The following is a 1,706-nucleotide window of genomic DNA, read 5'->3' as shown; positions in this document are numbered from 1 at the left end:
GTCAAAGCGACCACTATGCCGCCGCCCCCGCCCCCGTCGAGGCCACGCCGTCCCCTGTCCACGCCGAACCCGTCGTCGCAGCCCAGGACCCGGCGCCCGCACAGTCGCCGGTCCAGGCCCAGCCACACACCCAGACTCAGGCCCAGGCCGAAGCCGCGCCTGAGCCCGCCTTCGATCCGATGGCCCCGCGACGCGACGCGCCGATCTTCCGCCTCCAGCGCCAGACGACCGCCCAGACCGCGCCCGAAACTGCGGCCCAGGCCCAGGGCGGGACCAAGGGTGAGACCGCCTCCGCCGCGCCGCCCGCCATGCTCCAGGCGGCCCTCGCCCCGGTCCAGGGCGCGCGCTTCTATTCGGTCCATCGTCAGGCCGGCCATCAGCCGGACCGGATCAACCCGGTCCAGCCCATCTATCTCGACGCCCTGCCGGTGGAGATGACCCAGACCCCGTCGTCCGCCGACCTGGCGCAACCCGACGGTCCGCCCGCCCTGCAGCGCAACAGCGACGGCTCGGTCCGGGCCATGCCCCAGACCACGGGGGACGACCTGCCATGACCGAACCCTCCGCCGAAGAACGGGCCATCATCATGGGCTCGCGCCTGCCCGATCTGATCGCCCTGGCCAACGAGGCCTCCAGCGAGAAGCGCCGGCTGCTGCTGCGCGAACTGACCGACCACTTCCTGGGCGGCGTCGAGCACAGCGTGGCCGAGACCGAGCTTTACGGCTCCGTCCTCGAAACCCTGTCGGAGGAGATGGAGACGGCCGTCCGCGCGGAACTGGCCGCCCGTTTCGCCGAGGCGCCCAACGCCCCGGCCAGCCTGATCCGGCGCCTGGCCGAGGATCAGATCGACGTCGCCGGGCCGGTCCTGCGCGCCTCGACCGTCCTGACCGACGCGGACCTGATCGACGTGGTCAGCCGCCAGGGCCAGGACCACATGCGCGCCGTCTCCGGCCGTACCGAGGTGTCCGAGGCCGTGTCCGAGATCATCGTCGAACGCGGCGACGACCACACCCTGGGCGTCCTGCTGCGCAACGACGGCGCCCAGCTGTCGCGCGCCGCGTCGGAAACTGCGGTCGAACGCGCCAAGAACAACCCCGAGCTTCACGCCCCGGCGGTCGAGCGCAAGAGCCTGCCCGCCGACCTGCTGAACGACATGTATTTCGTCGTCGAGGCCCGGCTGCGTCACCAGATCCTGGAACAGAACGCCCAGATGGATCCGGACCTGCTGGAAGCCGCCCTGGCCGCCGGTCGCGCCCGTGTCGCCACCGACGACGGCGCCCTGCCGGCCGACTACGCCGAAAGCCTGGCCTATGTCGACGAGCTGCACGCCGCCAACCAGCTGACCCCGCAGGTGCTGATCCGCTTCCTGCGCTCCAAGGGCCGCACGGCCTTCCTGGTCGCCCTGTCGCGTCTTTCGGATGTGGATTTCCACACCGCCCGCAACATCGTGGACCGGCGCGACCTGGACGCCCTGTCGATCATCTGCAAGGCCGCCGACATCGACCGGGCGATCTTCCTGACCTACGCCGTGTCGCTTCTGGGCGGGGATTCCAATCCGATGGGCCGGGCCGCCGCCTATGGCCGGATGTACGGCGAACTGACCCGCGACGCCGCCCAGCGCACCCTGCGCTTCTGGCGCATGCGCCGCGTCGCCCAGGCGGCCTGAAACGCACGATTTCTCCCTCCCCCTGCGGGGGAGGGGGGCG

At 71.5% G+C, this 1,706-nt stretch carries 1 protein-coding gene and 1 pseudogene; both read left to right on the top strand.

Translation table 11 applies throughout. The features are described 5' to 3' along the window. Window positions 1-554, top strand: a pseudogene (locus ER13_RS18845) (hypothetical protein); the annotation flags it as partial. Next, window positions 551-1,666: a DUF2336 domain-containing protein gene (locus ER13_RS17205; RefSeq protein WP_035311340.1), complete on the top strand. Its 1,116-nt coding sequence runs from the start codon at window positions 551-553 to the stop codon at window positions 1,664-1,666. The pseudogene ER13_RS18845 and the gene ER13_RS17205, both read left to right, overlap by 4 nt. The last annotated feature ends 40 nt before the right edge of the window (window positions 1,667-1,706 follow it).

It is taken from the genome of Brevundimonas sp. EAKA, assembly GCF_000698025.1.
Lineage (GTDB): Bacteria > Pseudomonadota > Alphaproteobacteria > Caulobacterales > Caulobacteraceae > Brevundimonas > Brevundimonas mediterranea_A.
The sequence above is the reverse complement of the archived record's forward strand: the minus strand, read 5'-3'. Positions and strand labels throughout refer to the sequence as shown.

What these genes read in the sequence shown, in the direction of transcription:
- ER13_RS17205 (WP_035311340.1), top strand. Translation starts at nt 551, where the DNA reads ATGACCGAACCCTCCGCCGAAGAACGGGCCATCATCATGGGCTCGCGC.